28 protein-coding genes and 1 other RNA gene are annotated in these 26681 nt (G+C 67.1%); 12 read left to right on the forward strand and 17 right to left on the reverse strand.

Annotated elements, in window-relative coordinates; all coding sequences use genetic code 11:
- Positions 1 to 137: 137 nt before the first annotated feature.
- Positions 138 to 1430 (reverse strand): glutamate-1-semialdehyde 2,1-aminomutase, encoded by a 1293-nt coding sequence (gene hemL / locus WIX41_RS12675; protein WP_339448060.1) that lies wholly within the window; start codon positions 1428 to 1430, stop codon positions 138 to 140.
- On the reverse strand, positions 1427 to 2074 hold the full coding sequence (gene thiE / locus WIX41_RS12680) for a thiamine phosphate synthase (protein ID WP_339448062.1): 648 nt from the start codon (positions 2072 to 2074) through the stop codon (positions 1427 to 1429). The genes hemL and thiE overlap by 4 nt, the downstream gene beginning before the upstream one ends.
- Before the next feature lie 72 nt (positions 2075 to 2146).
- Between thiE and WIX41_RS12685 the strand changes: the two genes are divergently transcribed.
- Positions 2147 to 2338, forward strand: coding sequence for a rubredoxin (locus WIX41_RS12685; protein WP_339448064.1), 192 nt, complete (start codon positions 2147 to 2149; stop codon positions 2336 to 2338).
- 82 nt (positions 2339 to 2420) lie between these two features.
- Here WIX41_RS12685 and WIX41_RS12690 read toward each other — a convergent pair whose 3' ends face one another.
- From WIX41_RS12690 to WIX41_RS12725, 8 genes are all read right to left on the reverse strand, one after another.
- On the reverse strand, positions 2421 to 3266 hold the full coding sequence (locus tag WIX41_RS12690) for a SirB1 family protein (protein ID WP_409187386.1): 846 nt from the start codon (positions 3264 to 3266) through the stop codon (positions 2421 to 2423).
- A gap of 120 nt (positions 3267 to 3386) precedes the next feature.
- Positions 3387 to 3842: a DUF192 domain-containing protein gene (locus WIX41_RS12695; protein ID WP_339448066.1), complete on the reverse strand. Its 456-nt coding sequence runs from the start codon at positions 3840 to 3842 to the stop codon at positions 3387 to 3389.
- A gap of 46 nt (positions 3843 to 3888) precedes the next feature.
- Complete coding sequence (rpiA, locus tag WIX41_RS12700; protein ID WP_339448067.1) at positions 3889 to 4536, reverse strand: ribose-5-phosphate isomerase RpiA; 648 nt, start codon at positions 4534 to 4536, stop codon at positions 3889 to 3891.
- Positions 4537 to 4561: 25 nt separating this feature from the next.
- Positions 4562 to 5038, reverse strand: a complete 477-nt coding sequence (locus WIX41_RS12705) for an EVE domain-containing protein (RefSeq protein ID WP_339448069.1) — start codon at positions 5036 to 5038, stop codon at positions 4562 to 4564.
- An 8-nt stretch (positions 5039 to 5046) separates the two neighbouring features.
- Positions 5047 to 5622: a 5-formyltetrahydrofolate cyclo-ligase gene (locus WIX41_RS12710; protein WP_339448071.1), complete on the reverse strand. Its 576-nt coding sequence runs from the start codon at positions 5620 to 5622 to the stop codon at positions 5047 to 5049.
- A gap of 70 nt (positions 5623 to 5692) precedes the next feature.
- Positions 5693 to 5877, reverse strand: a non-coding RNA gene (gene ssrS, locus WIX41_RS12715) — 6S RNA.
- 104 nt (positions 5878 to 5981) lie between these two features.
- Positions 5982 to 6275, reverse strand: coding sequence for a cell division protein ZapA (locus WIX41_RS12720; protein WP_339448073.1), 294 nt, complete (start codon positions 6273 to 6275; stop codon positions 5982 to 5984).
- On the reverse strand, positions 6272 to 6493 hold the full coding sequence (locus WIX41_RS12725) for a TIGR02449 family protein (RefSeq protein WP_214901773.1): 222 nt from the start codon (positions 6491 to 6493) through the stop codon (positions 6272 to 6274). Before WIX41_RS12725 ends, WIX41_RS12720 begins: the two co-directional genes overlap by 4 nt.
- Before the next feature lie 130 nt (positions 6494 to 6623).
- Between WIX41_RS12725 and WIX41_RS12730 the strand changes: the two genes are divergently transcribed.
- Both WIX41_RS12730 and WIX41_RS12735 read left to right on the forward strand, forming a co-directional pair.
- Positions 6624 to 7172, forward strand: a complete 549-nt coding sequence (locus WIX41_RS12730; RefSeq protein ID WP_339448080.1) for a UPF0149 family protein — start codon at positions 6624 to 6626, stop codon at positions 7170 to 7172.
- A gap of 7 nt (positions 7173 to 7179) precedes the next feature.
- Positions 7180 to 8508: an aminopeptidase P N-terminal domain-containing protein gene (locus tag WIX41_RS12735; RefSeq protein WP_409187499.1), complete on the forward strand. Its 1329-nt coding sequence runs from the start codon at positions 7180 to 7182 to the stop codon at positions 8506 to 8508.
- Between the two features lie 527 nt (positions 8509 to 9035).
- On the opposite strand, the gene pepQ is transcribed toward WIX41_RS12735, so the two are convergent.
- The 7 genes from pepQ to rph all read right to left on the reverse strand — a co-directional run bounded on the left by pepQ (position 9036) and on the right by rph (position 16347).
- The gene (pepQ, locus tag WIX41_RS12740; protein WP_339448084.1) at positions 9036 to 10361 is read right to left on the reverse strand and encodes a Xaa-Pro dipeptidase; all 1326 of its coding nucleotides are present in this window, start codon (positions 10359 to 10361) and stop codon (positions 9036 to 9038) included.
- 82 nt (positions 10362 to 10443) lie between these two features.
- Complete coding sequence (locus tag WIX41_RS12745; RefSeq protein ID WP_339448086.1) at positions 10444 to 10791, reverse strand: PilZ domain-containing protein; 348 nt, start codon at positions 10789 to 10791, stop codon at positions 10444 to 10446.
- On the reverse strand, positions 10788 to 13295 hold the full coding sequence (locus WIX41_RS12750; protein ID WP_339448088.1) for a DUF1631 domain-containing protein: 2508 nt from the start codon (positions 13293 to 13295) through the stop codon (positions 10788 to 10790). Before WIX41_RS12750 ends, WIX41_RS12745 begins: the two co-directional genes overlap by 4 nt.
- Positions 13296 to 13378: 83 nt before the next feature.
- Complete coding sequence (gene hemW / locus WIX41_RS12755; protein WP_409187500.1) at positions 13379 to 14584, reverse strand: radical SAM family heme chaperone HemW; 1206 nt, start codon at positions 14582 to 14584, stop codon at positions 13379 to 13381.
- A 58-nt stretch (positions 14585 to 14642) separates the two neighbouring features.
- Positions 14643 to 15236, reverse strand: coding sequence for an RdgB/HAM1 family non-canonical purine NTP pyrophosphatase (gene rdgB / locus WIX41_RS12760; RefSeq protein WP_339448091.1), 594 nt, complete (start codon positions 15234 to 15236; stop codon positions 14643 to 14645).
- Positions 15233 to 15622: a VOC family protein gene (locus tag WIX41_RS12765; RefSeq protein WP_339448092.1), complete on the reverse strand. Its 390-nt coding sequence runs from the start codon at positions 15620 to 15622 to the stop codon at positions 15233 to 15235. The genes rdgB and WIX41_RS12765 overlap by 4 nt, the downstream gene beginning before the upstream one ends.
- Positions 15619 to 16347 carry a ribonuclease PH gene (rph, locus tag WIX41_RS12770; protein WP_339448093.1) on the reverse strand — a complete coding sequence of 243 codons (729 nt, stop codon included), beginning with the start codon at positions 16345 to 16347 and terminating at the stop codon, positions 15619 to 15621. Before rph ends, WIX41_RS12765 begins: the two co-directional genes overlap by 4 nt.
- A 120-nt stretch (positions 16348 to 16467) precedes the next feature.
- Here rph and WIX41_RS12775 point away from each other — a divergent pair, with 120 nt between their 5' ends.
- The 9 genes from WIX41_RS12775 (at position 16468) to WIX41_RS12815 (ending at position 26666) form a co-directional block, all read left to right on the forward strand.
- Complete coding sequence (locus WIX41_RS12775) at positions 16468 to 17328, forward strand: YicC/YloC family endoribonuclease (RefSeq protein ID WP_409187387.1); 861 nt, start codon at positions 16468 to 16470, stop codon at positions 17326 to 17328.
- On the forward strand, positions 17325 to 17990 hold the full coding sequence (gmk, locus tag WIX41_RS12780; protein ID WP_339448096.1) for a guanylate kinase: 666 nt from the start codon (positions 17325 to 17327) through the stop codon (positions 17988 to 17990). Before WIX41_RS12775 ends, gmk begins: the two co-directional genes overlap by 4 nt.
- 112 nt (positions 17991 to 18102) lie before the next feature.
- The gene (rpoZ, locus tag WIX41_RS12785) at positions 18103 to 18402 is read left to right on the forward strand and encodes a DNA-directed RNA polymerase subunit omega (RefSeq protein ID WP_409187388.1); all 300 of its coding nucleotides are present in this window, start codon (positions 18103 to 18105) and stop codon (positions 18400 to 18402) included.
- A gap of 113 nt (positions 18403 to 18515) precedes the next feature.
- Complete coding sequence (locus WIX41_RS12790; RefSeq protein WP_339448098.1) at positions 18516 to 20675, forward strand: RelA/SpoT family protein; 2160 nt, start codon at positions 18516 to 18518, stop codon at positions 20673 to 20675.
- A 368-nt stretch (positions 20676 to 21043) separates the two neighbouring features.
- A complete protein-coding gene (locus WIX41_RS12795; RefSeq protein WP_339448100.1) occupies positions 21044 to 21430 on the forward strand; it encodes a RidA family protein in 387 nt (128 codons plus the stop codon).
- A gap of 7 nt (positions 21431 to 21437) precedes the next feature.
- Entirely contained in the window at positions 21438 to 23549 is a 2112-nt protein-coding gene (gene recG / locus WIX41_RS12800) for an ATP-dependent DNA helicase RecG (protein WP_339448102.1), read from the forward strand.
- Positions 23550 to 23746: 197 nt separating this feature from the next.
- Positions 23747 to 24685, forward strand: coding sequence for a nucleoside hydrolase (locus tag WIX41_RS12805; RefSeq protein ID WP_339448104.1), 939 nt, complete (start codon positions 23747 to 23749; stop codon positions 24683 to 24685).
- 113 nt (positions 24686 to 24798) lie between these two features.
- The gene (locus WIX41_RS12810; protein WP_339448106.1) at positions 24799 to 25065 is read left to right on the forward strand and encodes a type B 50S ribosomal protein L31; all 267 of its coding nucleotides are present in this window, start codon (positions 24799 to 24801) and stop codon (positions 25063 to 25065) included.
- Between the two features lie 323 nt (positions 25066 to 25388).
- Positions 25389 to 26666 carry a citrate synthase gene (locus tag WIX41_RS12815; RefSeq protein WP_339448108.1) on the forward strand — a complete coding sequence of 426 codons (1278 nt, stop codon included), beginning with the start codon at positions 25389 to 25391 and terminating at the stop codon, positions 26664 to 26666.
- Positions 26667 to 26681: the final 15 nt, after the last annotated feature.

The following is a 26681-nucleotide window of genomic DNA, read 5'->3' on the forward strand; positions in this document are numbered from 1 at the left end:
CGTCCGTCCGCGCGATGATGGGTTCATGCGGGCCGGCCAACGGCCGGCGCTACCGAGGCATGGACCACCGTACGTCCGAAGCCAATCCATCACCGGCGGCGATTCGCCAACCGGCGTTTACGCCCACCGAAGCCGCATCACCCAGCCGCAACCACCTTGAACGCTTCGCGCGCGGCGTCAATCGTCGCGTCGATGATGCTGTCATCGTGCGCGCTCGACAGGAACCCGGCTTCGTACGCTGACGGCGCCAGGAATACGCCGCGTTCCAGCATCGCGTGGAAGAAGCGGTTGAACGCCGCCGTGTCGCAGGCGGTGGCCTGGGCGTAGGTCTCCACCTTCTGGTCGGTGAAGAACAACCCGAACATCGCGCCCACCTGGTTGGTGGTCACTGCCACGCCCGCCTCGGCCGCAGCCGCTTCCAGCCCGGCGCACAGGCGCGCGCTGGCCGCCGACAGGCGCTCGTGGAAGCCCGGTTCCTGTACCAGTTCCAGCATCGCCAGGCCGGCGGCCATTGCCACCGGGTTGCCGCTCAGCGTGCCGGCCTGGTAGATCGGGCCGGCCGGGGCGATCTGCGACATCAGCTCGCGGCGCCCGCCATAGGCACCCACCGGCATGCCGCCGCCGATGATCTTGCCGAAGGTGGTCAGGTCCGGGGTGATCCCGTAATGCGCCTGCGCGCCGCCCAGGGCCACGCGGAAACCGGTCATCACTTCATCGAAGATCAGCACCGTGCCGTACTGCGTGCACAGCGCGCGCAGGTGCTGCAGGTAACCTGCGCGCGGCGGAATGCAGTTGGCGTTGCCCACCACCGGTTCGATGATCAGACCGGCGATGTCCGCGCCCTGTTCGGCGAACAAGGCGGTGGCGGCCTCGAAATCGTTGTAGGGCAGGGTCAGGGTGAGTTCGCTCAGGCCCGTCGGCACGCCCGGCGAAGTGGGCACGCCCAGGGTCAGCATGCCGCTGCCGGCCTTGACCAGGAACGAGTCGCCGTGGCCGTGGTAGCAGCCTTCGAACTTCACGATACGGTTGCGGCCGGTGGCGCCGCGCGCCAGCCGGATCGCCGACAGCGTGGCTTCGGTACCCGAATTGACCATGCGTACCATCTCGCACGACGGCACCAGTCGGGTCAGGGTTTCAGCCATGGTGACTTCGGCCGCGCACGGCGCGCCGAACGACAGGCCATTGTTGATCGCGTGCTTGACCGCCTGGCGCACGGCGCTGTGGTTGTGGCCGACGATCATCGGGCCCCAGGAGCCCACGTAGTCGATGTAGCGGTTGCCGTCGACGTCGTACAGGTAGGGGCCGTCGGCGCGCTCGACGAAGAACGGTTCGCCGCCCACCGACTTGAACGCGCGCACCGGCGAATTGACGCCGCCCGGCAGCAGGGCCTGGGCGCGGGTGAACAGGGCGTGGGACTGGTCGTGCTTCATGCGGAAGGGTCCTGGAAACAAGCAAGGTAGGCGTGCAGGGTGGCCACCGGGTCGGCGGCGGCGAACACGCTGCTGACCACGGCCACCAGATCGGCACCGGCGGCAATGATCGGGCCCACATTGTCCGGCGTCAGCCCCCCGATCGCCACCCGCGGCACCCCGAGTGCGGCGCTTTGCCGCAGCAACGCCGGTTGGGCGCGGCTGCTGGTGACCTTGGTGGTGGTCGGGAAGAAGGCACCAAAGGCCACGTAGCTGGCCCCGGTGGCTACGGCCTGTTCGGCGTTGGCCAGCTGGTCGTAGCAGGAGGCGCCGATGATGGCGTCCGGGCCGAGCAGGGCACGCGCCGTGCCGATGTCGCCGTCGGTACCACCCAGGTGCACGCCCGCAGCGCCCACGTCGCGGGCCAGGTGCGGGTCATCGTTGATGATCAGTGGCACGCCATGGCCCGCGCACAGGCCCTGCAGGGCTGCCGCCTGCTCGCGTCGCAGCGCGTCGCTGGCGGTCTTGTTGCGGTACTGCAGCCAGGTCGGGCCGGCGGCCAGCAGCGGCGCCACGCGGGCCAGCAGGCGGGCGGTATCGGCTTCGTCGGGGGTGATCAGGTACACGCCGCGCGCGGGCGCGGCCGGGGAAGTTGGGGCGGTCATCGATGGCTACCGGTAGGGCGGCGGGAGTGGGACAATGGCCTATGACCGTACTGTCCCACGCCTGATTATCCGATGACCGACGCCACCGCTCCCACTTTCCGCACCTGGATGTGCGTTGTCTGCGGCTTCATCTACCGCGAAGAAGACGGACTTCCCGAAGAGGGCATCGCCCCGGGCACCGCCTGGGAAGACGTGCCCGATACCTGGACGTGCCCGGACTGCGGCGTGACCAAGGACGATTTCGAAATGGTCGAGGTCGATTGATTGCAGGCAGCCGGGCAGAGCCCGGCGCTACGTCGGGTCCGGCGATGCATGCTTGTAGAGCCGGGCTCTGCCCGGCTTGCTTTCAATGCAACCTCGGCACGCGGCCGCCCATTTCCACCAGCTTCTCGCGCACCCACTGCGCATCATTGGCCTGGCCGTTGCGCTGCAGATACAGCGCCAGGTCCTGGCGCGCCCCTGCCTGGTAATCCAGCTGCAGGTAGGCCAGCCCGCGATCACGCAGGGCATCGTCCTGTTCGGGGGCCAGCTTCAGCAGGCGGTCGGCACTGCGCGCGGCGCGGTCCCACTCGCTGCGCTCCACGTACACGCCATGCAGGTTGCGCAGCATCCGCATCAGGATCGCCCGTGCCGGGGCCGCATCCAGGATCTGCGCCAGCACGTTGTCGTCGGGCACTTCGCCGCCCAGGTGCGAGCGCGCGCGTTCACGCAGCTCCTCCACGTCCAGCGGCCGGCCGCCATTGAACGGGTCCATCACCAGCATTCCATCATCGACCGGCAGCCGTACCAGGAAGTGCCCGGGGAAGGACACCCCATCCAGCGGAATGCCCAGCCGCCGCGCCACTTCCATCTGCACCATGGCCAATGAGATCGGGTTCCCCAGCCGGCGTTCGAACACCTGGTTGAGGTAGCTGTTGCGCGGGTCGTAGTACTCGCCATGGTCGCCGCCATAGCCGAGTTCATCGAACAGGTGGCGATTGACTGCGGCTATCTTGAGCGGCCAGTGTTCGATGGTGTCCACCTCGGTCCGCAGGTGGTCGGCATGGCTCTGCACCAGCGCCTCGTAAACCTGCGGGTCCAGGTCGGGGTACTCGTCGCGGGCGATCAGCAGGGCAGTGGGCAACAGCGGCAGCGCCTCGTCGTCCAGTTCGGCCAGGGAGTCCCACGCCGGCAATGTCATGGTCGCCTGCATGCCTACAGACTGGCGACAAACGCGACCCGATTCAAGCGGGGCGGCGTGAAAACATTCCGGGCGCTGAAAGCGTCCGCCAGCGCCCTGACGGGGCTGGCGGGGTGTGCCTGGTGGCTGGGCTCAAGGTTTGTCGGCGATGCCTGGGCCGAAGGTGATCACCGCGCCATCCTGCAGGCCCAGTTTCTCGGCCTGACCGGCATTGAGTTCCAGCACGTAACGGGCCGGGCCGCTGCTGGGGTAGGGCGGGCAACGATCGCCGGCCGAACATGGCGGCACGTCGCGCTGCTGGCTGACCAGGCGGCGCTGGTCGTCGAAATACAGGATGTCCAGCGCGATCTTGGTGTTCTTCATCCAGTAGGCCAGCGGTTCCTGGCGGTCGTGCACGAACAGCATGCCGTGGTCGGCGGCCATCTCGTCGCGGAACATCAGGCCGCGCGCGCGGCTTTCATCATTGTTGGCCAGCTCCACCTGGTAGCGGGCGCCACCCAGTTCCACCCAATGGCGGGTACCGGTGCTGGCGCAGCCGGACAGGGTGAGCAGCAACAGCAGGGGCAGCAGCAGACGCATCAAGGGCATGGGCAAACCTCGCAGGAGAGCCGGCACGGACGTGCCGGCGGGGGTATCAGAACACCATCGGCGGTTCACCGCCAACAATCACCACATCGGCCGGGCGGCGCGCGAACAGGCCCACGGCGACCACGCCGGGCAGCTGGTTGAGCTCGCGCTCCAGCGCGACCGGGTCGGTGATCTGCAGGTGGTGGATGTCCAGGATCTGGTTGCCGTTGTCGGTGACCACGCCTTCGCGCCAGGCCGGCTGGCCACCGGTCATGTCCATGATGCGGCGGGCGATCAGGCTGCGCGCCATCGGGATCACTTCCACCGGCAGCGGAAACCTGCCCAGTACCGGCACCTGCTTGCTCGGGTCGATGATGCACACGAAGCGCTCGCTGGCCTCGGCGATGATCTTCTCGCGCGTCAGCGCCGCGCCGCCGCCCTTGATCAGGCACTTGTTGCCGTCGCACTCGTCGGCCCCGTCCACGTACAGCGACAGCGCGCCGGTGTGATTGAGTTCGAGCACCTCGATGCCATGCTGCTTCAGGCGCGCGGTGCTCTGCTCGGAGCTGGACACGGTGCCCTTGATGCGGTGCTGGATACGGGCCAGGCCGTCGATGAACCAGGCAACGGTGGAACCGGTGCCGACCCCGACGATCATGCCGTCTTCGACGTACTCCAGGGCTTTTTCTGCGGCAAGGCGTTTGGCTTCGGACATGGCGGGAAACTCGTGAAAGAAAGGGTCAGTGCTTTTCCAGCGACAGCAGCAGCTTCCACTGCGCGGCGGTCACCGGCAGGATCGACAACCGGTTGCCGCGCGCGATCAGGGGAAACCCTTCGCCCAGCGCGTCGGCGTGCAGCTTGATCTCGTCCAGCGAAATGGTGTCGCGCAACTTGCGCTCGAAGGCCACATCCACCAGCAACCAGCGCGGTGTTTCGCGGGTGGCCTTGGGATCGTAGTAATCGGACTTCGGATTGAACTGGGTCTCGTCCGGGTACGCCTCGCTGGCGACCGTGGCCACGCCGACGATGCCCGGCACCTTGGTGTTGGAGTGATAGAACAGCACGCCGTCGCCGACCTTCATGCCGTCGCGCATGAAGTTGCGCGCCTGGTAGTTGCGCACGCCGTTCCAGGGTTCCTGGCCCACGCGCTTGAGGTCATCGATGGAAAAGGCGTCCGGTTCGGACTTCATCAGCCAGTAGCGCTTGCGTGCGGTCATGCGTCGTTCTATCGGGGAAGGTACGTGGTGGTGTCGGTGCAGATCGCATCCACGGCGACGTCCCACGGCTGCACCGGAAGAACATCGACCTGCTGCACCGAAAAACCGACGCCGGCCAGCCACGGCGGGGCCGGGCGCTGATTACGGAATGCGAAGCTGCGATCATACCAGCCGCCCCCCATGCCCAGCCGCCGGCACTGCGCGTCGAAACCCACCAGCGGGGCCACCACCAGTGCCATCTGTTCCGGTGCCAGGGTGTCGTCCACGGCAACATCGGGTTCGGGAATGCCGAAGCGGTTGCTGGTCAGCGGCTGGCCCGGGCGCCACGGCGCAAAGCGCAGCGTATCGCCGGCCAGCACGGGCAGGCAGTAGGTGGCGGTGTCGGGCAGGCGCATCTGCCAGCGGTGCAACGCGATTTCGCCATCCAGTGCCCAATAGCCGGCAACGTGGCCGTGGATTGGCGCAAATGGCAGTGCAAGCAGGGCATCGGCGAGCTGTTCGGCGGCGGCCAGGCGCTGCGCGGCGGGAATGTCTCGGCGGCGTTGGCGCAGCTGCTGGCGCAGTGCGGAGCGCGGGTCGGTCATGCCTGGGTCCGTTGGGGCCGGATAAAACAAGAGCGACGTTCCAGTGGAACGCCGCTCTTGCCGGAATACTGCATTCTCCGCGGTGACGATGCGTGCGAAACGACCTTGAACCCGGGGTTCAAGTGGGTACGCTGGGGCTCCTTCGGGCTTCCCGCTACAAGGCGGACCTGCACTCCCGGCGCCGTCGCGCACCCGTGGTCGTAATTAAGGGACAAGGCGAATGTTTGCACACGCCGTCGTTCACAGCAGAGAACGCGTGGCCATTATAGCCAACCGCACCGGATCGGATACCCCGTTCGTCGGCCCGATTACCTGCCAATTCAGAACAATGAAGGAACGCTGTGGGGCCGCCGAAGCCCTCAACCGTCGATCGCCCGATCCAATCGCCTGTTCAGATCGGCCAGCGTCTGCTGCAGGGCCACCGCCTGGCGGGCGTGGTCGTCGCGCAGCTGCTGCAGTTCGTGGGCCAGGTTCAACGCGGCCAGCACTGCCACCCGGTCGACGGCGGCCATGCGGTTGCTGCCACGGATCTCGCGCATCTTGGCATCCAGCAGGCGTGCCGCAGCGGTGAGGCTTTCGCGCTCGTCGGCGCCCACGCCTACCGTGTATTCGCGATCCAGGATGCGGACACTGACCGGTTCGGTCTGGCTCATGTGTGCTGCTCCAGGGATTTGAGCCGGGTGATCATCGCCTCCACCCGCGAGCGGGCCTGCTCGTTCTTGGCCAGCAGTTGCGAGCGCTCGTTGACCAGCTGTTCCTGCTGGTGGCGCAGGCTGCGGTTTTCCTCGGCAAGCCGCTGGTTGCGTTCCAGCAATGCCTCCACCCGGGCGGCAAAGGCCTGCAATTGGGCGATGGCATCGGCGGGTTCCATGTCCGGCACGATAGGCAAGGGGGGTGGAGGCGGTCAAGCGAATAATGAAGGGGGACGGATTGATACACTGTGGCGCTGCCAACCCCAGGGTTGCCGGCTGCGCCGCCGACCCACCTGATCGAGCCCCAAGATGACCGAACTTCCGAGTGTCAACGACGTTAACCAGGCCAGCCAGGCGGCGGGCCTGGGCGCTACTGCCGCCGAGCTCCACGGTGGCCTGTGCGGCTGGCTGTCGGCCGGTGGAGCGCCGGATCGGCGCTGGCCGGCGTTCGTGCTGGCCGATGACAACCTGCCTACCCCGGCCGAAGGCGGTGCGCTGGACCAACTGCTGGGCGCCAGCGTGGCGCAGCTGGAGGACCGCGATTTCGCCTTCGAACTGCTGCTCAGCGATGCCGAGGACACCGCCGTGCAGGCCGATGCGCTGTTCACCTGGGCGCGCGCGTTCCTGGGTGGCTTCGGCTTGGGTGCGGGCCAGCAGCGTCCCACGCTGTCTGAAGAAGGCGAGGAAGCGCTCAACGACCTGGCCAAGCTGGCCCAGGCCTCCAGCGAGGATTTTGAGAGCGGCAACGATGACGACGAGGATGCACTTGCCGAGATCGAAGAATTCATCCGCGTGGCGGTGCTGATCCTGCACGGCGACTGCGTGATGGCCGCGCGCCACCGGCAAAGCCTGAACTGAGATGGGCATCCGCGAGTTGACCGGCATCAGCGCGGCCGAATACGCGGGGCGCCGCCAGGCGTTGATGGAAATGGCCGGCGATGACGCCATCCTGGTGCTGCCGGCCGCGTCGGAGCGGGTACGCAGCCTGGATACGCATTATCCGTTCCGGCAGGATTCGGACTTCTGGTACCTGAGTGGCTTCCCGGAGCCGGACGCGGTGCTGGTGCTGATTCCCGGCCGCCGCCACGGCGAGGTGATCCTGTTCTGCCGCGAGCGCGACGCCGACCGCGAAGCCTGGGACGGCGCACGCGCCGGCCAGGAAGGTGCAGTGGCGCAGTACGGCATGGATGATGCGTACCCGATCGACGATCTGGACGACATCCTGCCGGGGCTGCTGGAAGGGCGTTCGCGGGTGTACTACCACTTCGGCCGCGATGCCGAGTTCGACCTGAAGCTGATCGGCTGGGTGAACCGGGTACGTTCGCAGGTGCGACATGGTGCGCAGCCGCCGCATGAGTTCCTGGAACTGGGCCACCTGCTGCATGAGCAGCGGCTGTTCAAGTCCGGTGCGGAGATCGCACTGATGCAGCGCGCTGCCGACATCACGGTGCAGGCGCACCGGGCCGCGATGCGTGCGGCGCGGCCGGGTATCCACGAGTACGAACTGCAGGCGGATCTGGAGCGCGAGTTCCGCGCCAACGATGCGTGGGCGGCATACGGCAGCATCGTCGGCACGGGTGCGAACGGCTGCATCCTGCACTACCGCGCCAACAACGCGCGCAGCCGCGATGGCGAGCTGGTGCTGATCGATGCCGGCGCGGAGTACCGCGGCTACGCCAGTGACATCACCCGTACGTTCCCGGTAAATGGCCGCTTCACGGCCGAGCAGCGCGCGCTGCACGATCTGGTCGGTGCGGCGCAGGCGGCGGCGCTGGCGCAGGCCAAGCCGGGCGTGCCGTACGAGGCCGGCCATCTGGCGGCGGTGCAGACGCTTACCGAAGGGTTGCTGCGGTTGGGCCTGCTCACCGGCACGCTGGAAGAGAACATCACCGACGGCCACTACCAGCGTTTCTACCGGCACAAGACCGGCCATTGGCTGGGCCTGGACGTGCACGATGTGGGCGATTACCGGCTGGCGGGCGATTCGCGGCTGCTGGAACCGGGCATGGTGTTCACCATCGAACCGGGCCTGTACATCAGTGCCGACGACCACAGCGTGGAAGCGCGCTGGCGTGGGATCGGCATTCGTACCGAGGATGACGTGGTGATCACCGACAGCGGGCATCACGTGTTGACGGCTGGTTTGGCGCGAAGTGCTGATGAGATCGAGCAGGAAATGAACGCTGCTGGCTGATTCGAGTCCAAGGCGAAGAGCGGCGTTTCAGTTGCTACGTGCTGGGGAGGCCGACGGGCAGCCCCTTACGGGACACGCCGTAAATACATCCTTGTAGGCTTGTCAAAAACATCCATGTTTTTGACAGTCCCTACAGGGGCTGCCCGCCGGCCTCCCCCGATGGTTGATCGCGTGCGGATGCAAAGAGCAGCCACGCAGGGCGTGGCTCTACGCGGTGCTGCAGGTAGGTTCGGTTCCCGAACGAACGCACGGAACGCATCACCGTCCGGTAACGCATGGAATCGCACGGCGCCGCCGTTGATCTTCCGTGGCCACCAGCACACCGTGGAGGGTCGGCGGGGGCGGGGGTACGGGGGCTTTGCGAAACATGGATGTTTCGCAAGAGCCTACACGGACGTATTCACGGCGCCCCCCGTACCCCCGCACCCGCCGGCCCAGCTCAGGCCATGCGATGACCACCGGCTGTTCGCAAGAATGCATGAAGCTGCCGGGCAAAGCCCGGCAGCATGGGAAAGCATCGACCGACGTTACGCCTTGGCGAATTCCGGGCGGGTCAGGTTGTCCGCATCGCCCTCGGTGCACAGCACTTCGTCTTCGATGCGGATGCCACCGTAAGGCCGGAAGAAGTCCACGCGAGCCCAGTCGATGCTGTCGCCGTGGCCACGCTGCTTCACTTCGTCCAGCAGCATGTCGATGAAGTACACGCCCGGTTCGATGGTCACCACCATGCCCGGTTCCAGCACGCGGGTCAGGCGCAGGTACGGATGGCCCTGCGGGCGCTCGACGCGGCCGCCACGGTCGCTGGCGGCGAAGCCGGCCACGTCGTGGACCTGCAGGCCGATCAGGTGGCCCAGGCCGTGCGGGAAGAAGGCCGCGCTGACGCCGGTGGCCAGCGCCGCTTCCGGCGAAACCTTCAGCACCCCGAAATCCTTCAGGATGCCCATCAGCGACAGATGCGCATCGATGTGCAGCTGCTTGTAGTCCACGCCCGCGCGTACGCCGACGCCCATCTTCTGCTGGGCAGCGTCGACTGCGTCGATCATCGCCTGGAACTCATCATGGCCGGCGGCCGCGTAGGTGCGGGTGATATCGCTGGCATAGCCGAAGGCGCTGGCACCGGCGTCGATCAGGAAGCTGCGCAGCGGCTGCGGTGCGCTGCGGCCCAGGTCGGTGTAATGCAGCACGGCGGCGTGTTCGTTCAGGCCAATGATGTTGCCGTAGGGAAGCTCGTTGGCATCCTGGCCGACCGCGCGGCAGTAGGCCATGTGGATCTCGAACTCGCTGGCACCGGCGCGGAACGCCGCCTCGGCGGCGCGGTGGCCGCGCACGCCCAGCTGCTGGGCCTGGCGCATCAGCGCGATTTCATACGGGGTCTTGCTGGCGCGGTGCCAGTCCAGGTAGTGGATGACCGGCTCGGGATTGTTCGGGGTGAACGCGCCCAGCGCGCTCTGCGGCTCGCCCAGGACCGCGCAGCGCGCCGCGTCGCGCGGCAGCAGCGCCAGCGCCTGGTCGGGGGTGCGGATGATCTCGATGTCGAAGTGTTCCACCCACCAGCCGTTGGGCGCATCGGGCACCACGTGCCAGTAATCGAACGGCTGGTGGAAAATCACCTTCGGGCGCTGGCCCGGGGTGTAGACCAGCCAGCTGTTGGGCACCTTGGTCAGTGGCAACCAGGCCTTGAAGTTCGGGTTCACCGCATAGGGATAGTCGCGATCGTCGAAGGCCTGGTAATGCAGGGTGCCGCTGGGAATCACCAGGTGGTCGAAGCCGCCGCGCGCCAGCGCTTCGTCGGCGCGTTGGCACAGCACGCGGACATGATGGGAATACAGGGCGCCGAGGTCGGGCTGGTTCATCGCGGAGGCTCACAGGGCAGTGCGGAATGCAGTCCCTGATTCTGCCGCAATCAGCCCGCGCGCGCTGTGCCGGAACCGGCACTCACACCGCCGAAGATTCCTCGGCGATCCAGGCGCGCAGCTGTTCGCGGTGCTCGCCGCTCAGGGTCAGGAAGCGGAAGCCGGCCCAGGATTGGCCGGGGGCATTGCTCTTTTCGTTCCACAGCAGGTGCGCGCCCACGTCCACCTGCACGGGCTGGCCGTGGGTGCCCTGGATGGCAAAGCGGAACTGATGGAGCGCGTCGGGCGTCATCGGTACCGAGCAGATCATCAGCATGCCGGTCTCGGACACATTGCCCAGCCGGCCGATCACGGCCTCGGTCATCATGTCGGTGACCGGCACCTGATCGGCCACCTCGCGGCGGGGGGCACGGCGGGTGTCGTCGTTCATTCGGCAGTCTCCGCAGTCTCCGGGGGGCCGGCCAGCGAGCGCAGGGTGCGCAGGGTGGCCTGCCAGGCGCGGTCGATCAGGCGGCTCTTGCCCTCGCTGACCAGGCGCGCCTGGCCATGCGCCATCAGCCGGGCAAGGCCGTCGAGTGAATGCTCGGCCACCTTCTGTCCGCGCGGATTGACGAACAGCGCGTTGTCGGTGATCAGGCTGTACCAGGACAGCCGCTGGCGGCGCAGGTCACCCTGCTGGTTGGTGGTGAATTCGAACCAGGTGCCGAACGGCAGGGTGCGCAGCTGGCGGTACCAGTCTTCCTCGGCGGGGCTGCGTGCCAGCGGCGCCTCGCGCCGCGCTTCGTTTCCTTCGGCCGGCTCTCCCAGCCGGGTGCGCGCGCGGATGCGGGCGGTCAGTTCAGTGCGTGAGCTGCTGTCGTCTTCGCCGCCCGGGGTGGACAGCCGCCGCGCGATCGCCGCCGCTTCATCCTGGTGGTAACCGATCTGCAGCAGTGCCGCTTCGACCTGCTGGCCGAGCTGGGTATCGCTGTCGGCGCTGCCGGGCGGCTGGCAGGTGACCTCGGCGATGCGGGCGGTTTCCTGTTCGCGCGCCTGCCATTGTTCGGAGCCCTCGCCGTTGCGCAGCAGGGTCAAGGTCAGCACGTCCGACCAGGCCTGCTTCAGCAGCGACTGTACGAACCGCGGTGGGGCGGCCTGCGCGCACAGCTGTTCGATACTGGCGCCGGCCTGCTGCTTGGCCGATTCCAGCCGTTCCTTGCCGCGCGCCGCTTCCACATGGCGGCGCTCGGCCAGCTCGGCCTTGTGCGCCAGGGCCCGGAAGTGCTGCTGGATTTCGTCGTTGGCTGCTTCAAAGACCGCCGCGTCGCCTGCATAGTCGGTCACCACCTTGTCAACGGCGCGGTCCAGCTTCTGTACGAGCTGCGGGTCGACATCGTCCTCGCCCAGCCAGTTGGCCCCGGCTTCGGCCACCGCATTGAGCAGCTCGCGTGCCGGATGCTGGTCGCGGACGAAGAATGCCGGGTCGGTCAGGGCCGCGCGTGCCACCGGCACCTGCAGGCGGGTGAGCAGGTCCACGGCGGCCGCGTCGGGGCGGACTTCGCGGTGGATCTGCCCGTACAGCATGTCCAGCAGGTCGAAGGTATCGGTGTCCTTGACGGTCAGCGAGGCCTGCGGCCCGTGATCGGCGCGCACCTGCGCCAGCAGCGCGTTGTGCAGGTCGGCCATGGTCCGGCGCACGCCGGCCGACTGCGCCTGCAGCTTGGCCAGGGTGGCGTGCAGGTTGCCGCTGGAGATCGCCACGGGTGGCGGGCGCTCACCGTCCACGGAAGGATCGGTTTGGGACGACGACGCGCCCGGGGTCTGTGTGCCCGTCGCAGCCGGGCTTGGGGCGGCACCTGGTTGATCCGGCGCGGTGCCCGGCGCACGGTCGCCGCCTGCCACCGAAGTGCCTGCGGCGGCGACAGGGCCGCCGTGGCCGAGACCGGCGGCGCCCTGGGTGTTGCGGGCGGCGTCGAGCAGGTGATGCAGGGCCGACAGCGCCGGGGCGTTCATGTCGTCCGGGACGCCTTCCGCCGGCACTGGCGGCGCCGCCGGGGCGGGGCCGTCCGCCGCCGCTTGCGGCGCCATCTGCCCGATCGCTTCGCTGGTCATCGCCGCCCAGCTGCCGGTGCTGGGCGAGCCGCTCCAGCCGGTGAGCGGACGTCCGACCGCGCCGGGTTCGCGCGCGGGCGCAGTGCCCGGGCCGCGTTGGGGGCCGGTAACGATGCGGCGGGTGGTGGCCGAGCGTGCCAGGTACGGCATATAGACCAGCCCGGGCAGCACGCCTTCATGGGTAAGCAGGACGTTGGCGCGTTCCAGCAGTTCGCCCAGCCGTTCCAGCAGCTGGCGGTCGAACACGCGGTACAGCGCCAGCTGGGTTTCCAGGCCAAGCTCGAACGCTTCGCCCAGCTCACGGGTGATCCGGCACAGCGCGTAGGGACCGAATGGCAGGTCCTCCACGTCGAACGCCGGGCCGGCGGCCAGCACGCCAAAGCGTTGCCCCAGCAGCTGCAGCGCACTGGCCGAGCGCTGCGCTTCGCGCCGGGTGATGTCGGCGAGCACGATGTCGCGGTCGATATCGGTGTCGGTGACCAGGGTCAGCGTAGTGGCCGACACCGGCGCGCTGGAGGTGGAGGCGTGCCGCATCCGCGGTTCGCGCAGGTTGGCCAGGGTCGTGGCCAGCGCGTCCAGGAAGCGGGACGCGAACTGCGCGTTGATATCGTGCAGGCGCCGGGCCTGGGCGTAGATATCGGCCTGGATCTGGCTGTTGCGCGCGCGCTCGGCGTCGCCGAACAGTTCGCGCTCGAGCTCCACGATGGTCAGCTTGAGCGGGGTGCTCAGGGTCTGCACGGCCAGGGCGTGCAGCGCGGCCAGCAGGCGGCGCACGCGCGGGGGTGCATTGACGCTGGCGAACCGGGTCGGATCGGGTGGCGATGAAGGTGCGGACGCAGACATCCGTTGTTAGGTTCCGGCTCCCCTGAGAGCACAGAATCTAACGTTTTCCCAAGGCCCCCGCCAGAAGGGATCTCCCGACACCCTCAGCCCAGGAACAATTCCACCACATCATTGGTGAAGCGCCGGCCCAGCTCGGTCGGCTGGACGTGGTCGCCCCGCACCGTCATCCAGCCATTGGCGAGGGCGACCTGCAGCGGCGCGGCGATCCGTGCCCGGTCCAACCCGGTGCGCGACTCGAAATCCTTGAACCGGAAGCCTTCATGCAGGCGCAGCAGGTTGAGCATGTACTCGAAGGGCAGGCGGTCGGCACCAATCACCTCATCGCCGCCGATCGAAGCGGCCGTGCCGGCCGTGTCCATGAACGTCTGCGGGTGCTTGTGCTTCCAGCGGCGCAGCACCTGCTGTCCGGCACCGGAACTGATCTTGCCGTGGGCGCCGGCGCCGATGCCCAGGTAATCGCCGAAGCGCCAGTAGTTGAGGTTGTGCTGGCTTTGCCGCCCGGGCCGCGCATAGGCGCTCACTTCGTACTGCGCGTAGCCTGCCTCGGCCAGCAGGCGCTGGCAGTGTTCCTGCATGTCCCACGCCGAATCGTCGTCTGGAATGCCCTGCGGCGGTCGCGCGAAGAACACCGTGTTCGGCTCCAGGGTGAGCTGGTAGTGCGAGAGGTGGGTGGGCTGCAGCGCGAACGCGCGTTCCAGGTCGTGCTCGGCCTGGGCCAGTGTCTGCTGTGGCAGTGCGTACATCAGGTCGATGTTGAAGTTGTCGTAGCCGGCGTCCTGGGCCAGCTTCACCGCCCGCTCGGCTTCGCCGCTGTCGTGGATGCGGCCCAACCGCTGCAGCGCTTCATCGTTGAACGTCTGGATGCCGAAGCTGATGCGGTTTACCCCGGACGCGCGGTAACGGTCGAAGCGACCATGTTCGGCCGTGCCCGGATTGGTTTCCAGGGTCACTTCCAGGTTCGGTGCGAAGCGCAGGCGTGCCGAGGCCGCCTGCAGGAAACGGTCGATCGCCTCGGGCGGGAACAGGCTGGGCGTGCCGCCGCCGAAGAACACGCTGTTGACCACCCGGCCCCAGACCAGCGGCAGGTCCTGGTCCAGGTCGCGGATCAGCGCATCGATGTAGGCCTCGAACGGCAGTTCACCCTTGGCCTGGTGCGAATTGAAATCGCAGTACGGGCACTTGCGCACGCACCAGGGCAGGTGCACGTAGAGCGACAGCGGTGGCGGCACCAGCGACACGCTGTGGTCGTGGTCGCAGCGTTCGCCCGGGTGGCAATGGTGGTCTGACATCGTGCTCATCGGTAGCGCCGGCCGTTGGCCGGCCCCCAGGAAATGGTCAACAAACGATTCAAATCAACGCCGACAACTTCTGCTTCAACACCTGCAGCGCCTTGCCGCGGTGGCTCATCGCATTCTTCACGTCCGGCGCCATTTCAGCGGCGGTCTGGCCCAGCACCGTGTCCAGGAACAGCGGGTTGTAGCCGAAGCCATGGCTGCCGCGCAGTTCATCAAGGATCTCGCCTTCCCAGCTGCCTTCGCAGATCAGCGGCTGCGGATCATTGGCGTGACGCAGCAGCACGATCACCGCGTAGAAGCGCGCAGTGCGGCGCTCGGCCGGCACATCGCGCATCGCCTCGAGCAGCTTGGCGTTGTTGGCCGCATCATTCGTCGGGCTGCCTGCATAGCGCGCGCTGTACAGACCGGGCGCGCCGTCGAGCGCATCCACGATCAGCCCCGAGTCGTCGGCCAGCGCCGGCAGGCCCGTGCTCGCGCAGGCATGCCGTGCCTTGATCAGTGCGTTCTCGACGAAGGTCAGGCCGGTTTCGGGCACATCGCTCACGCCCAGCTCGGCCTGCGCCACGATCTGCAGCGGCAGGCCGGCCAGCATGGCCTGCAGTTCCTTCAGCTTGCCGGCGTTGCCGCTGGCCAGTACCAGTTTCATTGCTTGGGCTCCAGCAGGTCCCACGTGTTGCCGTACAGGTCGCGGAACACCGCGACGGTGGCGTAGGGCTCTTCGCGCGGGGCTTCAAGGAATTCCACGCCGCGCGCAGTCATGGCGGCATGGTCGCGGTAAAAATCGTCGGTGTTGAGGAAGAAGCCGACCCGGCCACCGGTCTGGTTGCCGATCCGGCTCTGTTGTTCCTCGTTGCTGGCGCGGGCCAGCAGCAGCGCGGCAGCGCTGCCATCGGCCGGGCCGACCACCACCCAGCGCTTGCTGCCCTGGTCGATGTCATCGATCAGGTGGAAGCCGAGCTTGCCCGTGTACCAGGCGATCGCCTCGTCGTAATCGGCCACCACCAGGGTGGCCAGGGCGAGGCGCCGGTTCACGGCTGCGCCAGCGCGGCCTGCTGGGCCGCGAACAGGTCGGTGATGCCCTTTTCGGCCAGGGCCAGCAGCGCGTCCAGCTCTTCGCGGCGGAACGCGTGGCCTTCGGCGGTGCCCTGCAGTTCGATGAAGCCGCCGCCGTCGTTCATCACCACGTTCATGTCGGTGTCGCAATCGCTGTCTTCGGCGTAATCCAGGTCCAGCACCGGGGTGCCGCGATAGATGCCGACCGACACCGCGGCGACGGCGCCGAAGATCGGGTTGCGCTTGATGTCGCCGCGCTTGAGCAGGAAGTTCACCGCATCCACCAGCGCCACGTAGGCACCGGTGATGGCGGCGGTGCGGGTGCCGCCATCGGCCTGCAGCACGTCGCAGTCCAGGGTGATGGTGCGTTCGCCCAGCGCGCCGCGATCCACGCAGGCGCGCAGGGTGCGGCCGATCAGACGCTGGATTTCCAGCGTGCGGCCACCCTGCTTGCCACGGGCCGCTTCGCGGTCGTTGCGGGTGTGGGTGGAGCGCGGCAGCATGCCGTATTCGGCCGTGACCCAGCCTTCGCCCTTGCCGCGCAGGAAGCCCGGCACGCGGTTTTCCACGCTGGCGGTGCACAGCACGCGGGTTTCACCGAAGCTGACCAGCACCGAGCCTTCGGCATGGCGGGTGAAGGCGCGTTCGATGCGCACTTCGCGCAACTGGTCGGCCTGGCGGCCGCTGGGACGGGGATCGGACATGGATGGCTTCCGGTAAGACGAGGGATGCGGGACCGCGCCCGGACCGGGGACCGGCAGGCGAGGAGGCTCCAAAGGAAGCGCTAGGGTACCATTTGCACTTTGAGAGCACCGGAAACCCGCATGATTCGAAGCATGACCGCCTACGCCGGCGGCGAGCGCGCCACACCCTGGGGCACGCTGGCCTGTGAGCTGCGCTCGGTCAACCACCGGTTCCTGGAGGTGGGCGTACGCCTGCCCGAGGAACTGCGTGCGCTGGAGCCGCAGCTGCGCGAACGTGTCGCGAACCGCTGCAGCCGCGGCAAGATCGATCTGGTCATGCGCCTGCGCGCGCCGGAGGTCACCGGTGCGCTGGTGGTCAACGATGTGCTGCTGGCCCAGCTCGGCGAGCTGGCGTCCCGGCTGGCCCCGGGTTTCCCCAGCCTGCAGGTGAGCTTCACCGAGCTGCTGCAGGTGCCGGGCGTGATGCAGGGTGAGGCGGTCGACGCCGCTGCGCTGCAGGCCGAGGCGCTGGCCCTGCTGGACGAAAGCCTGGACGGCTTCGTCGCCGCCCGCGAGCGTGAGGGCGACAAGCTGGCCACGGCGATCCAGGAACGCGTCGATGGCGTGGAGCGCATTGCCGCCGAGGTCACCACCCTGATTCCGCTGATCCGTGAAGGCCAGCGCACCAAGTTGTCTGCGCGCCTGGCCGACCTGCCGCACCCGGTCGACCCCGGCCGCGCCGAGCAGGAACTGGTGCTGTGGCTGCAGAAGCTGGACGTGGACGAGGAGCTCGACCGCCTGCGCAGCCACATCGTGGAAATCCGCCGCGTGCTCAAGCAGCGCGAGCCGGTCGGCCGCCGCCTGGACTTCCTGCTGCAGGAGTTCAACCGCGAGGCCAACACGCTGGGCTCCAAGTCGGTGGACAGCCGCACCTCCAACGCCGCCGTCGAGCTGAAGGTGCTGATCGACCAGATCCGCGAACAGGTGCAGAACATCGAATGAGCAGCCAGCCCCTCCAGAGCCCGGAGCCGGCCCGCGGCACGCTGTACATCGTGGCCGCCCCGTCCGGGGCCGGCAAAAGCAGCATCGTCAACGCCACCCTGGCGCGCGACCCGCAGATCGCGCTGTCGATCTCGTTCACCTCGCGCGTCATGCGGCCGGGCGAGGTGAACGGCGAGCACTATCACTTCGTCAGCGCCGCGGAGTTCGAACGGATGATCGCTGCGGGCGATTTCTTTGAACACGCCTGGGTGCATGGCGACTGGAAGGGTACCGCCCGCCAGTCGGTCGAGCCGCAGCTGTCGGCCGGCCAGGACGTGCTGCTGGAGATCGACTGGCAGGGGGCGCAGCAGGTGCGCCAGTTGGTCCCGGGCACGGTCACGGTGTTCATCCTGCCGCCCTCGAAGCAGGCCCTGCAGGACCGCATGCGCAAGCGCGGGCAGGACAGCGAGGCGGTCATCGCCCAGCGCCTGGCCGCTGCCCGTGAGGAAATGCTGCACTTCAACGATTTCGACTACGTGATCGTCAACGAGGTATTCGAGACCGCCGTGGACGAACTGTGCGCCATCTTCACCGCCAGCCGGCTGCGCCGGGAGGCCCAGAAGGTCCGCCACGCGGGCCTGATCCAGGCCCTGTTGACCCAGGACGCAACGGCAACTGACTGATTCACAAGGGGTGGGTAACCGGTCGGCTTGATTTTGTCCAGTCCCGGCAGGTACAATCCGTCCCCTTTCCCTCATTCGATTGAGCAGCCCTTACCGGCTGCCGGGAGCCCGCATGGCCCGCATCACCGTAGAAGATTGTCTGGAAGTCGTGGATAACCGTTTCGAGCTGGTCATGATGGCGTCCAAGCGCGCCCGTCAGCTGGCCAACGGCGTCCAGGCCACCCTGGACAACAGCGAATCCGAAGACAAGCCGACCGTACTCGCCCTGCGCGAAATTGCTGCCCGCAAGATCGACAACGCCCTGATCGACGAAGTCGAGAAGGCCGAACGCGAGCGCGCCGAGCGTGAAGCACTGGAATGGGCCGCTGCCGAAGTCGTCGCCGACGAAGACATGTCCAAGAACGACGACTGATCGCACGCGATCGTTCGTTGTTGCCACAGACAGCCCGCCATGTGCGGGCTGTTTGCATTGGGTCATGAGGCAATGATTTGCCGTTATCCCGTCGCTGGAATAGTCTTCCAGCCATGAACCCAGGCCCTTCTGCCAAGGTCGCCACGTCCCCCGGCGCGGCCGTACCCGACTATGTCCTCCAGCTTGAACGTGCAGCCCATTACCTGCCGCCCGAGCAGCTGCCGCTGCTGCGTCGTGCCTGGGAGGTAGGGGCTTCCGCGCATGCCGGGCAGACCCGCAAGTCCGGCGAACCGTACATCACCCATCCGGTGGCAGTGGCGCAGGTGCTGGCCGAGCTTGGCCTGGACGTGGAAGCGCTGATTGCCGCGATCCTGCACGACACCATCGAAGACACCCCGCTGACCCGCGAAGCGCTGGCTGCCGAATTCGGCGAAGCCGTGGCCGAGCTGGTGGACGGGGTCACCAAGCTGGACAAGCTGAAGTTCCGCGACCGCCAGGAAGCGGCTGCCGAAAGCTTCCGCAAGATGCTGCTGGCGATGTCGCGCGACCTGCGCGTGATCATGATCAAACTCGCCGACCGCCTGCACAACATGCGCACGCTGGGCGCGCAGAGCAGTGAGGCACGTGGCCGCATCGCCCGCGAGACCCTGGAAATCTACGCCCCGATCGCGCAGCGGCTGGGCATGAGCCTGGTCAAGAGCGAGCTGCAGAACCTGGGCTTCAAGGCGCTGTACCCGTGGCGCCATGCGATCCTGGAAAAGCACATCCGCAGCCAGCCGGTGGTCCGCCGCGAGGCCATGGCGCAGGTGGAAGTGCAGCTGTCGCAGCGGCTGGCCAAGGAAGGACTGGAGCACCGGTTGGTCAGTCGGATCAAGACCCCGTGGAGCATCTACAACAAGATGCGCGACGAGAACAAATCCTTCGACCAGGTCATGGATGTGTTCGGGTTCCGCCTGGTCGTGCGCAGCGTTCCCAACTGTTACCACGCGCTGGGCTCGGTGCATGCCACCTTCAAGCCGCTGGATGGGCGCTTCCGCGATTTCATCGCCATCCCCAAGGCCAACGGTTACCAGTCGCTGCACACGGTGCTGTTCGGCCCGTACGGCTCGCCGATCGAAGTGCAGATCCGCACCGAGGAAATGGACCTGATCGCCGAGCGCGGCGTGGCCGCGCACTGGACCTACAAGTTCGGTGGCGACACCCCCAACAGCGCGCAGAGCCGGGCGCACGCCTGGATCGTGGAGCTCATCGATTCGCAGCGCGCCGCCGGTTCGTCGCTGGAGTTCCTGGACAACGTCAAGGTCGACCTGTTCCCGGACGAAGTCTACCTGTTCACCCCCAAGGGCAAGATCCTCGCGCTTCCGCGTAATTCCACCGCGCTGGACTTCGCCTATGCGGTGCACACCGACGTGGGCAACATGGCGGTGGCCTCGCGCGTGGACAAGAAGCTGGTACCGCTGCGCACCAAGCTGGTCAGCGGGCAGACCGTTGAAGTGATCACCGCGCGTTCGGCAACGCCCAAGCCGCAGTGGCTGGAGTTCGTGGTCAGTTCCAAGGCGCGCACCGCGATCCGCCATCAGCTCAAGCAGCTCGAACACGAAGACGCCGTGCAACTGGGCCACCGCATGCTCGACCGCGCGCTGGAGTCGATGGACAGCTCGCTGGAGCGGTTGCCGAAGGGGCGCTTGGATGCATTCCTGGCCGAACACCGTTACCCGCGCCTGGAGGCCCTGCTGGCCGAAGTGGCATTGGGCAACTGGATGCCCAACCAGGCCGCGCAGGCGCTGATGGCCTATGCCGAACTGCGCGGCGGCGCGCATTCGAAGCATTCGCAGGAAAAGATCCTGATCAACGGCAGCGAGCGTGGGGTGGTCAGCTTCGCCAACTGCTGCCAGCCGATCCCCGGCGACGAGATCATGGGCTATCACACTGCCGGCAAGGGCATCGTGGTACATCGCATGGACTGCCCGAACCTGGCCGAGCTGCGCAAGTCGCCCGAGCGCTGGGTGCCGATCGGCTGGGACACCGCTGTGTCCGGCGACTACGACACCGCACTGGTGGTGGAAGTGGAGAACGGCACCGGCGTGCTGGCCCAGCTGGCCGCAGCGATCGCGCAGAGCCACTCCAACATCGAGCGGGTGGACTACCTGGACCGCGATTTCAACGCGGCGGTGCTGGCTTTCAGCATCCAGGTCCGCGACCGTAACCACCTGGCCGAAGTGATGCGCCGCCTGCGCAGATTGTCGGTAGTCCAATCCGTACGCCGCCAGTGACGTAGAGCCACGCCCTGCGTGGCTGCTCTCCGCTCGGGCGTCATGAACGTCCGGGCATGCTTCGTTCGGCGCTAAACGTCGGTAAAACGCTGGCGCCGCCTGGAACCGGCTTCGGACGCTTGCGCCGCGCTGCGCGCGGTGTCCACGCAACAGAATCATGCCCCACCTGACGCGGATTTCCCCGGGCGCGTGGCGACGCGTTCATCCACATGGCGCCCATCGGGTCATTGGGCGCGGCGTGGACCTACACCCACGGTTACGTGGTTTCGATGCATCCCGATAGCCCCACCATGGGGATCGATACGCCCCGATGGCTCGACCATGGGGCGGTACAATGTCCCATCACTTTCGACATAACGAGGCACCCCATGTCCCGCCAGATCATCAATACCGAAAACGCACCGGCCGCGATCGGTCCGTATTCGCAGGCCGTGCGTGCCGGCAACACCGTGTATTTCTCCGGCCAGATTCCGCTGGACCCGGCCACCGGCGACATCGTCGGCGTTGGTGATGTCCAAGCCCAGGCCCGCCGCGCCTTCGACAATCTCAAGGCCGTGGCCGAAGCCGCTGGCGGCTCGCTGGACAAGGTGGTCCGCCTGGGCCTGTACCTGACCGACCTGGCCGAGTTCGCCAAGGTCAATGCGGTCATGCAGGACTACTTCCAGGCGCCGTTCCCGGCCCGCTCCACCATCGAAGTATCCGGCCTGCCCAAGGGCGCCAACTTCGAGGTTGATGCGGTGATGGTCATCGACTGACCGCCACGTGGCACGCAGACCGGCGGTCACCCCGGCGCTGGCGCCGTCCGGCGAAGCCTCGCTGGCGGCGCTCGCTGGCGTGGGGCCGGCCGTGGCCGCCAAACTGGCGGCGCGCGGCCTGTCCTCGCTGCAGGACCTGTGGCTGCACCTGCCGCTGCGTTATGAAGACCGCACCGCGCTGACCCGCATCCAGGATCTGCGCAGCGGCGTGCCGGCGCAGGTGGAAGTCCGCGTGGTGGCGGTGGACCGCGGCATGCGCTTCCGCCCGACGTTGAAGGTGGCGGTGGAAGACGAAGGGCAGGGCACCCTGGTGCTGCGCTTCTTCCACTTCCGCCAGCAGCAGGTGGCCCAGTTCGCGGTGGGCACCCGCCTGCGCTGTTTCGGCACGCCCAAGCCGGGCCAGCTGGGGCTGGAGATCGTGCACCCCAGTTACCAGGTCCTCGGCCGTACCGATGACCCGGCGCTGGGCGACAGCCTGGACCCGGTGTATCCCACCGTCGAAGGCATCGGCCCGGCCACGCTGCGCCGCTTGATCGGCCAGGCGTTGGACCGGTTGCCCGAAGAATCCACTCTGGAACTGTTGCCGCCTGGCTGGCTCGATGGCCTGGCGCTGCCCTCGCTGCGCAGCGCACTGATGACCGTGCACCGCCCGCCACCGGATGCCAACCTGGCCGCGCTTGCCGCAGGCACCCATCCCGCACAGCGCCGGCTGGCGCTGGAAGAGCTGCTGGCCCATCACCTGAGCCTGCGCCGCCAGCGCATTGCCCTGCAGGCGCACCACGCGCCCCCGCTGGCCGGCCCCGGAAAGCTGGCCAAGGCCCTGCTCAAACAGCTGCCGTTCGCCTTGACCGGCGCGCAGAAGCGGGTGTTCACCCAGATCCGCGACGACCTGGCGCAACCCCGCCCGATGCTGCGGCTGGTGCAGGGCGATGTCGGCTCGGGCAAGACCGTGGTGGCCGCCCTGGCGGCCATGTTGGCGGTGGAGCAGGGCAAGCAGGTCGCGCTGGCCGCGCCGACCGAACTGCTGGCCGAACAGCACCTCACCAACCTGCGCGGCTGGCTGGAACCGCTGGGCGTACAGGTCGCCTGGCTGGCCGGCAAGGTCACCGGCAAGGCGCGCAGCAAGGTGCTCGAACAGGTCGCCAACGGGCAGGCGCAGGTCGTGGTGGGTACCCATGCGCTGATGCAGGAAACAGTGGTGTTCCATGACCTGGCGTTGGCCATTGTCGATGAGCAGCACCGCTTCGGCGTGCACCAGCGGCTGGCGCTGCGCGACAAGGGGCCGGGCGGGCGCAGTGTGCCGCACCAGCTGGTGATGACTGCCACGCCGATTCCGCGCACGCTGGCGATGTCCGAATACGCCGATCTGGATGTGTCGGCGATTGACGAGCTGCCGCCCGGGCGCACCCCGGTGCAGACCGTGGCACTGAACAATGATCGTCGCCCCGAACTGATCGAGCGCATCGCCCTGGCATGTCGCGAAGGTCGGCAGGTGTACTGGGTATGCACCCTGATCGAGGAAAACGAAGAACTTGATGCCACCCCGGCGCAGGCCACGTTCGAGTCGCTGCAGGCGCTGCTGCCGGGCGTGCGGGTGGGGCTGGTGCACGGGCGGCTGAAAGCCAGCGAGAAGCTGGCCACCATGGTCGCGTTCAAGGCGGGGCAGATCGATCTGCTGGTGGCCACCACCGTGATTGAAGTGGGCGTGGACGTACCCAATGCCTCGCTGATGGTGATCGAGAACGCCGAGCGGTTGGGGCTTGCGCAGCTGCACCAGCTGCGCGGTCGGGTCGGGCGTGGGTCGGCGGTATCGCGCTGCGTGCTGCTCTACCAAGCGCGGCTGTCGGCCATGGCGCGCGAACGCCTGGAAACCATGCGGCAGACCAACGATGGCTTTGTCATCGCCGAAAAGGACCTGGAACTGCGCGGTCCCGGCGAGCTGCTGGGGACCCGCCAGACCGGCCTGGCCGGGTTCCGCATGGCCGACCTGGCCCGCGACGCAGACCTGCTGCCGGGAGTGCATGCGCTGGCCGAACGGTTGCTGGCCGAGGCGCCGGTGGTGGCCGATCGGGTGGTGGAGCGCTGGATCGGATCTGCGGTCAGATATGCGTCGGCGTAGCACGGTCATGCATGGGCCGGCCAACGGCCGGCGCTACGAACTGTTACGGGCCCATTGGGATCGGGATCAATCGACCGTCGGGATCAATCGACCCGGTAGCGCCGGCCGTTGGCCGGCCACGACGCTGCCGGACCCTGCCTTGTATTTGTCATGCGAGGGTGCCAAAGTCCCTTGCCGCTACATCAAAGACGGCACGCATGACCAAGAAGATTCCGCTGTTGATCGACACCGACCCGGGTGTCGATGACGCCCTGGCCCTGTTGATGGCCTTTGCCGACGAGCGCCACGACGTGGTCGGCCTGACCATTGCCGCCGGCAATGTCGGCCTGGACCACACGGTCCGCAATGCGCTGAAACTGTGTGAAGTGGCCGGGCGTGAAGACGTGCCGGTGTTCGCCGGTACCGCCGATCCGCTGCTGCACCCCTCGGTCGATGCCGCGCACGTGCACGGCGCCGATGGTTTCGGCGACGTCAACCTGCCGGCCGCCAAGCGCCAGGCCGAGGCCGAGCATGCCGCGCTGGCCATCCTGCGCCTGTCGCATGAGTATGCCGGCGAGCTGTTTCTGGTCGCCCTTGGCCCGCTGACCAACCTTGCCCTGGCACTGAAGCTCGACCCGACCCTGCCGCAGCGCGTGAAGCGCTTCCTGGTCATGGGTGGGGCGGTGACCTGCCACGGCAACATCACCCCGGCGGCCGAGTTCAACATCGCCTTCGATCCGGAAGCGGCCCACGTGGTGTTCACCGGCTTCCCGCACATCGAAGTGGCCGACTGGGAAGCCACCGTCGCCCACGGCCTGCTGCACAAGGATGTCGAGCAGTGGCTGGCCTTCGACAGCGACAAGGCCCGCTTCTACGAGCTGATCTCGCGCCAGACCCGCCTGTGGTCCGAAGACAGCCGCGGCGAGCGCTGGTTCGCTGCCGATGCCCTGGCCATGGCCTGGGCGCTGCAGCCGGAAGGTGCGCTGCGGGTCGAATCGCGCCCGCTGAACGTGGAACTGGCCGGTGTGCACAGCCGGGGTGCTACCATAGTCGACTGGAACCGCCAGACCGGGCAGCCGGACAACACCCAGCTGCTGATGGCCTATGACCAGGGGCGCTTTGAAGCCCAGGTCCGGAGTGCGCTCGGCGTCGTCTGACGCCGCAGCGGCGGTCTCTTCACGCGGGATATGGTCTTGGCTTGCCCCTGGCGGCGGCTCCGGCTATAATGCCGCTCTTGCGTTTCCCTGACCTTATTTACGGTGTGTGCCCCATGAAGGACGATATCCATCCGAACTACCGTGACGTCGTTTTCCAGGACGTCACCTCCGATTTCAAGATCCTGACCCGTTCCACCATGGCGTCGAAAGAAACCGTGAAGTGGGAAGACGGTAACGAGTACCCGCTCGTCAAGATCGAAATCTCCTCCGCTTCGCACCCGTTCTACACGGGCAAGCACAAGGTGATCGACACCAGCGGCCGTATCGACAAGTTCCAGAAGCGTTTCGGCAAGCCGGCTGCGGCTGCTGCTGCCGAATAAGCTTTTCGAAGCTGCTGCACGCAAACAACGGTCGCCTCGGCGGCCGTTGTTTTTTTGTGCGCGCGGGAAACCCTGCTGGCGGATGAACGGCGGTTCATAAATTACTGCTGCCAGGCGGAACGCAGTGTCCATTCCGGCCCGGCTGGAGTGCCATGGAGCCTGCGCCAACAAGGCCGGACGGCTGCGCGTCTACGACTTCCGTCCTAGGGCGTGGCAAATGTTGCTGTGCGATAATGACGTGATCCACAGCACAGGTTGTGGACTTCTTTCACGTGCCTGCCCCATGCGCTTGGGTGGGCGCCTTCCCCTGAGGAGCGCACACAGTGTCCGATCTTGATCAGGTCACGCTCAACGCCGGCGACACGTCGGTTGTTCTGCCTGTCATCAAACCCACGCTCGGCAACGATTGTGTCGATATTTCGAAGCTGACCAAGGAAACCGGTCTCTTCACCTACGACTCCGGCTTCACCGCCACCGCCAGTTGCAAGTCCGCCATCACCTATATCGACGGCGACAAGGGCGTGCTGCTGTATCGCGGCTACCCCATCGAACAGCTGTCGGAAAAGTCCAGCTACGTCGAAGTGGCTTACCTGCTGATCAACGGCGAGCGTCCGAGCGCCGAGCAGTTGAAGGCCTTCACCGATGAGCTGGCCGCCGAAGCCAACGTCGATGCCTCGATCAATGCCCTGATCGCCAGCTTCGACAAGGATGCCCATCCGATGGCCATCCTGGCAGCGGCCATCGCGCAGCTGTCGGCCAAGTACCACGCCTCGCTGGACCTGTCCGACGCCGAACAGCGCCGCCAGTCGGCCGTGCGTCTGATCGCCAAGGTGCCGACGCTGTCGGCGCTGATCTACCGCCACGGCAAGGGCCTGCCGGCCAACACGCCGGACACCTCGCTGGATTACGTCAGCCGTTTCCTGAAGCAGACCTTCGAATCGGCCGATGGCCAGTACGAGCTGAACCCGGACGTGGTCAAGGCGCTGGACCTGCTGTTCATCCTGCATGCCGACCACGAGCAGAACGCCTCGACCTCGACGGTGCGCCTGGTCGGTTCGACCGGTGCCAACCCGTACGCGTCGGTCGCCGCTGGCGTCACCGCGCTGTGGGGTCCGGCCCATGGCGGTGCCAACGAAGCCGTGCTGAAGATGCTCGAAGAAATCGGTTCGGCCGACAACGTCGAATCGGCCGTGCTCAAGGCCAAGGACAAGACCTCCGGCTTCCGCCTGATGGGCTTCGGCCACCGCGTGTACAAGAATTTCGACCCGCGCGCCAAGGTCATCGGCGAGATGACCGGCAAGGTGCTCAAGCAGCTGGGCGTGCAGGATCCGTTGCTGGACGTGGCCGTGAAGCTGGAACAGGCCGCGCTGCAGGATGACTACTTCGTTGCCCGCAAGCTGTACCCGAACGTCGATTTCTACAGCGGCATCATCTACAAGGCGCTGCAGATCCCGACCGAAATGTTCACCGTCATGTTCGCCCTGGGCCGCACCTCCGGCTGGGTCGCGCACTGGCTGGAACAGCAGGTCGACCCGGAAATGAAGATCGGCCGTCCGCGCCAGGTCTACACCGGCCACGACGTGCGTGACTACCAGGGCTGATCGGCCTCGGTGATG

Origin of the sequence: Stenotrophomonas sp. AB1(2024), from assembly GCF_037482345.1 — a bacterium.
GTDB lineage: Bacteria > Pseudomonadota > Gammaproteobacteria > Xanthomonadales > Xanthomonadaceae > Stenotrophomonas.

Bases quoted from the DNA above. Each gene is read 5' to 3' on its own strand.
- WIX41_RS12705 (WP_339448069.1), bottom strand. From the start codon at position 5,038: ATGACCGCACGCAAGCGCTACTGGCTGATGAAGTCCGAACCGGACGCC.
- WIX41_RS12805 (WP_339448104.1), top strand. From the start codon at position 23,747: ATGACCAAGAAGATTCCGCTGTTGATCGACACCGACCCGGGTGTCGAT.
- WIX41_RS12725 (WP_214901773.1), bottom strand. From the start codon at position 6,493: ATGGAACCCGCCGATGCCATCGCCCAATTGCAGGCCTTTGCCGCCCGG.
- WIX41_RS12685 (WP_339448064.1), top strand. From the start codon at position 2,147: ATGACCGACGCCACCGCTCCCACTTTCCGCACCTGGATGTGCGTTGTC.
- WIX41_RS12790 (WP_339448098.1), top strand. From the start codon at position 18,516: ATGAACCCAGGCCCTTCTGCCAAGGTCGCCACGTCCCCCGGCGCGGCC.
- gmk (WP_339448096.1), top strand. From the start codon at position 17,325: ATGAGCAGCCAGCCCCTCCAGAGCCCGGAGCCGGCCCGCGGCACGCTG.
- WIX41_RS12750 (WP_339448088.1), bottom strand. From the start codon at position 13,295: ATGTCTGCGTCCGCACCTTCATCGCCACCCGATCCGACCCGGTTCGCC.
- WIX41_RS12690 (WP_409187386.1), bottom strand. From the start codon at position 3,266: ATGCAGGCGACCATGACATTGCCGGCGTGGGACTCCCTGGCCGAACTG.
- WIX41_RS12710 (WP_339448071.1), bottom strand. From the start codon at position 5,622: ATGACCGACCCGCGCTCCGCACTGCGCCAGCAGCTGCGCCAACGCCGC.
- rdgB (WP_339448091.1), bottom strand. From the start codon at position 15,236: ATGAAACTGGTACTGGCCAGCGGCAACGCCGGCAAGCTGAAGGAACTG.
- WIX41_RS12695 (WP_339448066.1), bottom strand. From the start codon at position 3,842: ATGCCCTTGATGCGTCTGCTGCTGCCCCTGCTGTTGCTGCTCACCCTG.
- pepQ (WP_339448084.1), bottom strand. From the start codon at position 10,361: ATGAACCAGCCCGACCTCGGCGCCCTGTATTCCCATCATGTCCGCGTG.
- WIX41_RS12720 (WP_339448073.1), bottom strand. From the start codon at position 6,275: ATGAGCCAGACCGAACCGGTCAGTGTCCGCATCCTGGATCGCGAATAC.
- thiE (WP_339448062.1), bottom strand. From the start codon at position 2,074: ATGACCGCCCCAACTTCCCCGGCCGCGCCCGCGCGCGGCGTGTACCTG.
- rpiA (WP_339448067.1), bottom strand. From the start codon at position 4,536: ATGTCCGAAGCCAAACGCCTTGCCGCAGAAAAAGCCCTGGAGTACGTC.
- hemL (WP_339448060.1), bottom strand. From the start codon at position 1,430: ATGAAGCACGACCAGTCCCACGCCCTGTTCACCCGCGCCCAGGCCCTG.
- WIX41_RS12775 (WP_409187387.1), top strand. From the start codon at position 16,468: ATGATTCGAAGCATGACCGCCTACGCCGGCGGCGAGCGCGCCACACCC.
- rpoZ (WP_409187388.1), top strand. From the start codon at position 18,103: ATGGCCCGCATCACCGTAGAAGATTGTCTGGAAGTCGTGGATAACCGT.
- WIX41_RS12795 (WP_339448100.1), top strand. From the start codon at position 21,044: ATGTCCCGCCAGATCATCAATACCGAAAACGCACCGGCCGCGATCGGT.
- rph (WP_339448093.1), bottom strand. From the start codon at position 16,347: ATGTCCGATCCCCGTCCCAGCGGCCGCCAGGCCGACCAGTTGCGCGAA.
- WIX41_RS12810 (WP_339448106.1), top strand. From the start codon at position 24,799: ATGAAGGACGATATCCATCCGAACTACCGTGACGTCGTTTTCCAGGAC.
- WIX41_RS12745 (WP_339448086.1), bottom strand. From the start codon at position 10,791: ATGAACGACGACACCCGCCGTGCCCCCCGCCGCGAGGTGGCCGATCAG.
- WIX41_RS12730 (WP_339448080.1), top strand. From the start codon at position 6,624: ATGACCGAACTTCCGAGTGTCAACGACGTTAACCAGGCCAGCCAGGCG.
- hemW (WP_409187500.1), bottom strand. From the start codon at position 14,584: ATGTCAGACCACCATTGCCACCCGGGCGAACGCTGCGACCACGACCAC.